6 protein-coding genes and 1 pseudogene are annotated in these 5,512 nt (G+C 43.6%); 3 read left to right on the forward strand and 4 right to left on the reverse strand.

The features are described 5' to 3' along the window. From AC1DSE_RS29220 to AC1DSE_RS29230, 3 genes are all read right to left on the reverse strand, one after another. Positions 1–1,482 (reverse strand): flagellin N-terminal helical domain-containing protein (locus AC1DSE_RS29220; RefSeq protein WP_477528626.1); only part of this gene is annotated, 1,482 nt, incomplete at its 3' end. A gap of 157 nt (positions 1,483–1,639) precedes the next feature. Beyond that, positions 1,640–1,840: a carbon storage regulator gene (locus tag AC1DSE_RS29225; RefSeq protein WP_076269472.1), complete on the reverse strand. Its 201-nt coding sequence runs from the start codon at positions 1,838–1,840 to the stop codon at positions 1,640–1,642. Between the two features lie 477 nt (positions 1,841–2,317). Continuing rightward, positions 2,318–2,479 (reverse strand): carbon storage regulator, encoded by a 162-nt coding sequence (locus AC1DSE_RS29230; protein ID WP_147947669.1) that lies wholly within the window; start codon positions 2,477–2,479, stop codon positions 2,318–2,320. Between the two features lie 379 nt (positions 2,480–2,858). Here AC1DSE_RS29230 and AC1DSE_RS29235 point away from each other — a divergent pair. Both AC1DSE_RS29235 and AC1DSE_RS29240 read left to right on the forward strand, forming a co-directional pair. Further along, positions 2,859–3,140 (forward strand): annotated as a pseudogene (locus AC1DSE_RS29235) (YkoP family protein); the annotation flags it as partial. Further along, positions 3,091–3,459 (forward strand): polysaccharide deacetylase family protein, encoded by a 369-nt coding sequence (locus AC1DSE_RS29240; RefSeq protein ID WP_477509240.1) that lies wholly within the window; start codon positions 3,091–3,093, stop codon positions 3,457–3,459. The pseudogene AC1DSE_RS29235 and the gene AC1DSE_RS29240, both read left to right, overlap by 50 nt. A gap of 73 nt (positions 3,460–3,532) precedes the next feature. Here AC1DSE_RS29240 and AC1DSE_RS29245 read toward each other — a convergent pair whose 3' ends face one another. Continuing rightward, the gene (locus tag AC1DSE_RS29245) at positions 3,533–4,336 is read right to left on the reverse strand and encodes a helix-turn-helix domain-containing protein (protein ID WP_477509239.1); all 804 of its coding nucleotides are present in this window, start codon (positions 4,334–4,336) and stop codon (positions 3,533–3,535) included. Positions 4,337–4,711: 375 nt separating this feature from the next. Between AC1DSE_RS29245 and AC1DSE_RS29250 the strand changes: the two genes are divergently transcribed. Next, a partial coding sequence (locus AC1DSE_RS29250; protein ID WP_477528627.1) for a sulfatase occupies positions 4,712–5,512 on the forward strand: 801 nt, incomplete at its 3' end.

Here is a 5,512-nt window from a genome sequence, read left to right on the forward strand (position 1 = left end):
ATCAGCACGTGTATCAATGCTTACTCCGTTTGCGAAGGTAACTGTGCTGCCGGCAGTAAAGGTTACGTCAGGTCCGCTGTCAAATGATGCTGCAAGCTCATTAGTGACAGTAAAGCTATCAGTTCCATTGATAATTGTGTTACCAACGCCGTGGGCAATCGTRAAATCTCCAATTGTTACACTACCTGCAGCAGCACCTGCAGCAATAGATGTAGTACCTACAGTGCTGCCGCCTTGACTTAATGTAACCGTGCTGCTTACATCAAATGTTTGGTGATTTCCGGCTGCGTTAGCTCCAGTTAATGTGGTGTTAACCCCAGTAGCGGTTTTAAAGCTCACACCGAAGTCATTAGATGTTCCCAATGCCTTGAATTGATAATTTTGTACGTTGTTATCAAGAATAACTTTGTCTGTTAAAGCTGTAGTGCCGTCGGTATCCATTAATTGAACACTAAAAATACCGTTGCCTTCATCTGCATAAGCAAGTTGATATCCTACTCCATTGCTCAGTGCCGAAGAATTATCTAAACTCAAAGTAAGGGCACCAGCCGCACCTGCGGCAACAGTACCATTGTTTACCGCACCTAAAACGCCTACAGTTTTTATATCAAAGCTTCCAGACACTGAATTGTTACCTGTAACCGTAATACCATCGGCCGTAAGGCCTGTATTGGCACCGGTGAATGCGCCGGTTGCAACAGAATCTGTTCTTGTAATTGTTACTTCATGTGCACCGTTAGCCAAAGTAGAAGTAGGAGCAATCGAAACGCCTGTTACAGAGCCGGCCGGAGTATCAAGCGATGCATTTTTCGTTTGCGTTTGGCCAATACGAATTTCATAATCGCCGCTGTTAAGACTTGAGTTTGCCCCAACGCTAACGTTTTTAATTGCATTATCAGCAGTATGGGTTGCGGATTTCGTTACAGTGTCTGTAACATCTACTGTATAATTTCCTGCTTTCAGAGAACTGTTCTTATCTAAATCCGGATTCGAAATAGTCGTCGTTCCCGCATTGAAAGGATTAGTTGTTTTATCAATCGTTACAACACCGGATTTTTCCGAAATGTCCCCATTTAACAGTTTTTTCGTGTTGAACTCGGTCGTATTACCAATACGGTTAATTTCAGCTGATAATTGGTTGATTTCCTTCTGAATTTCGCCACGGTCATCAGCAGTGTTCGTATCGTTGGCAGCTTGCGTTGCGAGTTCTTTCATACGTTGAAGGATGCTATGTGTTTCGGTCAAAGCGCCTTCTGCCGTCTGAATCAGGGATATCGAATCTTGCGCGTTGCGCTGTGCTTGATCCAATCCGCGGATTTGTGCTCGCATTTTTTCGGAAATCGCAAGACCTGCAGCGTCGTCGCCCGCACGGTTGATACGAAGACCGGAAGACAATTTCTCTAAAGATTTTCCTGTTGCTCCTGTGTTACCTGCTAATTGCCGATGCGTGTTCTGTGCTGCAATGTTGTGGTTAATTCTCATTTCTCATTACCTCCATGTGGTGTGTTTTAGGTGCCTATCCGTTGGCATCCTTTGAAGCGCATACCCTGTACTCACAAGTCGTTGGTGGATTGCGCGCTAATCCAAAACAAGGATTTGTAAGTCAAACTGTTATCTTCCTTGATTTCACCACTCGTCCTTAAGTGGCAGGAGCTTCGACCTTTTTTGCCGTTTCTAAGGCTATATTGTTTTCTTCCCATAACTCTCCACGAACAATAGAAATATGCTTTGGTGCTTCAATCGCCAAACGTAAATGGCCTTCATCGCTCTTAATGACCTTTACCATAATGTTGTTGTCGATTAGCACATATTCTCCGGGTCTTCTCCCTAACACGAGCATTAGCTCATCCCCTTATCCCGCTCAGTAAATTGACATAAAAAAATGAGCAAACAAACCACTGCCCTTCTTCCTCCTGAAGAATGACGGCGACTCATTTGCTCATCCTAAGTCTCGTAATTATTTAATAAGTATTCAATTGTAAAAAACTACATTTAAACAGCAAAAAGACGAATAAATAGGCATCTGTTTCAAATGTTCCTCCTTGAAACTACATGCGTATTTACTCGTCCATGAGTAATCGAATATGAGATTAATTTATATATCGACAATGTATTTGAAATGTTTAGTCTTTTTGAAAAAAAAATTTGAAAGTTATTATCCTAAATTACGAAAGCCTATGGTTTCAGTCGTTTGAGAAAAATGGGCTTGGGCATCTCATAGGCTTTGCCCAGACGAAGCAAGTCCTTGTTTAAATATCTAAGGAAAGCTGCAAGTAAATAGAAGGGTCACTAGTGTTGCATAAATCTTCAGAATCATTTAGTCAGAAAATTCCGAAAGTAATTCTCCGCGAACGATAGAGATATCTTTTGGCGCTTCAATAGCCAAGCGTAAATGCCCCTCTTCACTTTTAATTACCTTTATGATAATTTTTTCGTTGATTACTATGTATTGTCCGGGTTTTCTTCCAAGAACCAGCATCAGACTCACTCCTTTACAGTGAAGGACCATTATATGATTTGAACTTATTTTACGAGAATTATCATTCATGCAATTGAGGTTTCCAAATTGCCTCCTGCAGCATTAACTTTCTACCATCCCCATAACCCTTAATGAGAGTCTGACTTTGTATTCTCACTTGCTGTATAGGCAGCAGGGAGGGGTAAGCTCAGTAGCAACGCTACAAACAAGCTGACCATTCGCCTTTTCATAGAGCTTTTCCTCCATGTATATTATCATGATAGATTAGCCCATTAATGAAACTCAAAGAAAACTTTAAGTTCGTGCTAGAGATAAAGCATACCAAAGAAAAAGATTACAAAGATAATTGGCTGTAAGAACGTAGAACAGATTAGGGTTTAAACAACATCCGATTCAATCAAAGTGTCTTAGAATATGGCTAACATTATACCTGAGATTTCTACTACGAGTGCTGCATCCCGTAGGTAGGCAACTTGTGAAGCAGAGCTCTTCAAAGCTGGTTCCAATGATGTTGATGATGTCTAGACAATCGTTGTTACATCATTATCAAAAGAAGTGCAATCATGACTCAATGGCTACCTGTCCTGTTTTTAATCGGTTCCTTTGTGTAAATGATGATTCCCGTAATATTGTCACGAGTCTTTGGTCTAGGTGTATATAAGAAAGGTATACAAGCACAACAGGCTGACTTTACTTTAGATGACGGCCCTGATCCACGCTATACACCTGAACTACTAGATTTGCTGAAGCAATATGATGTGTTGGCAACGTTCTTTGTACTTGGTAGTAAAGCTGAACAGTATCCACATTTGATACGAAGAATTCATGATGAGGGGCATCAAGTTGGAATTCACAACTACATTCATAAATGTAACTTACTTATATTTCAGTGGAAATTAAAGCGTCAGCATATCAATCGCATGGCAGATATTATTGAGGGGATTATCGGGGAGTATCAGGTTTCGCGTCGTTGCGGCTAGCGACAATAGATAGTTTCCTTCTTTATAACCGGGCCCGCAGATACCTGCGGGCTGTTTTGCTATGGTACAGAGCTCAGGTGAACAACTGGGCCGCGTCCTGCTGGTTCCCGTAGGTCATGAAGTCTGTAGGTGACATCGAGGTGTATTTTTTGAATACTCGGAAAAAGTAAGAGGTGTCATAGTAGCCTAAATAGTTTGAGATATTGGAGATGGACATGTCGGAGTTCAACAACAGGTTACATGCTTCAATCACGCGCAATTGATGGATGTATTTGATCGGCGATTGTCCGATAACTTCTCGGAATACGGCGATCGTATAGTTCGGTGAACGCTGAATTAATCGTGCCAGATCCTTGATTTCAATCTGTTCGCGGTAGTGGTCTAGCAAATAGTGTTTTATCATATCGGCATATTTCGTTTTGATCGGTATAACCTCGGGCTTCTCTAGTTCTCTTGCGATGATGCCAATCAGCTCTTGCAGGATGCCGTGACAAATGAAGGTTCTAAAGTTCTCCCCCTGGCGCATTTCCTCATATAAACGTTCAAATCTTCTATGCAAGTACTGGAGCCTCCACAGCTTGAAATGTACAAATTTCTTATCGTGAAGAAAAGGAATGAATGGCATAGCATCAACTTCATAGTTGAAGATGATCGTAAACTTTTGGTGTGGTCCGGAAGGGTGATTTTCACCGGCGCGACGCGAGCCATCTGGAATAAACATAAAGTCTCCCCGTTCACCGGTATAATCTTCGTTTTCAATCCTGTAAGTAACTTTGCCCTCCATGACAAGAACAAGCACATTGTAATTGATAACCTCGGAATGCGTACGCCAATTCGGGATGAAATCGTCAAAATGTACAGCTCTAATTGTCAGCATAAGCATCACCCATTTAATGAAAATAGTTGCCTTTATTATAGCATTGATAATTATCATAGTGTAAACGAAAACGTGTTGAAATCTTCAAGTTAGTGTTGAAATGTACATCTTCCGGAGATTATGTACATCGACAAAGAAAAGGGCTGACTCTTATACTGAAGATAATGCTTAAAGAAGGCGTTATCATTCTAGGGAAAGGGATAACGACATGAAAGCAAGGAAGTCACCGGGCGAATGAGAGCACGGCAAGCGGTACCGTTGCGGGAGATTAGGGCGAATTCTCAAAGCAGGTGATGCCAAGGGCTAATTACTTGCAGGGAGCTGCAGCAGTTGCAGGGACGAACAACTAGTAATCGAAGTAAAGGAGATTGAACGATGCGAGTATTGCTGCTTGATCTTGATTCCACCAGACCTGACCATCTTGGTTGTTACGGATACCATAGGAATACCTCCCCCCATATTGACAGGATCGCCGCCGAAGGAGTCCGTTTCGATAATTATTACACGTCCGATGCGCCGTGCTTCCCCTCTAGAACGGCGCTTATGACAGGAAGATTCGGCATTCATAACGGGGTTGTCGGTCACGGAGGGACAGCTGCGGATGTGCGCCATGAAGGCGAATCCCGCGATTTCCGCAGCAGGCTGGCCAGTGAAAGCTTCCCTTCGCTGTTCCGCAGCGCGGGGATGAAAACCTCACTTGTCAGCCCGTTCGGAGAAAGGCACACCGCCTGGACGTTCTATGCCGGCTTCAATGAAATTTACAATACGGGCAAGGGCGGCATGGAGTCGGCCGAGGAGGTGACGCCGGTCGTGCTCGAGTGGCTTGAGCGCAATGCCGAGCAGGATGATTGGATGCTTTACGTAAATTATTGGGACCCGCATACGCCATATCGTGCGCCGGAGGAATTCGGGAACCCGTTCAAGGACGATCCGCTCCCGGAGTGGATTACCGATGATATATTTGCAGCGCACCGTGAAAAGGTGGGACCGCACAGCGCGCACGAGATCAACATGTATAACAACCGTGTCTCGCCCCAATATCCCCGTCATCCCGGGGAGCTTGTGGATCGCAATGATCTCCGCCGTATGATTGACGGGTACGATTGCGGTGTGCGCCATATGGACGATAACATCGGTATGATTCTGAACGCGATGGAGAAGAAAGGCATTCTGGAC

This window comes from Paenibacillus sp. 01L418 (assembly GCF_056400045.1).

Coding starts and splice junctions, on each gene's coding strand:
- AC1DSE_RS29225 (WP_076269472.1), bottom strand. CDS start 1,840: ATGCTCGTGTTAGGGAGAAGACCCGGAGAATATGTGCTAATCGACAAC.
- AC1DSE_RS29230 (WP_147947669.1), bottom strand. CDS start 2,479: ATGCTGGTTCTTGGAAGAAAACCCGGACAATACATAGTAATCAACGAA.
- AC1DSE_RS29240 (WP_477509240.1), top strand. CDS start 3,091: ATGATGATTCCCGTAATATTGTCACGAGTCTTTGGTCTAGGTGTATAT.
- AC1DSE_RS29245 (WP_477509239.1), bottom strand. CDS start 4,336: ATGCTGACAATTAGAGCTGTACATTTTGACGATTTCATCCCGAATTGG.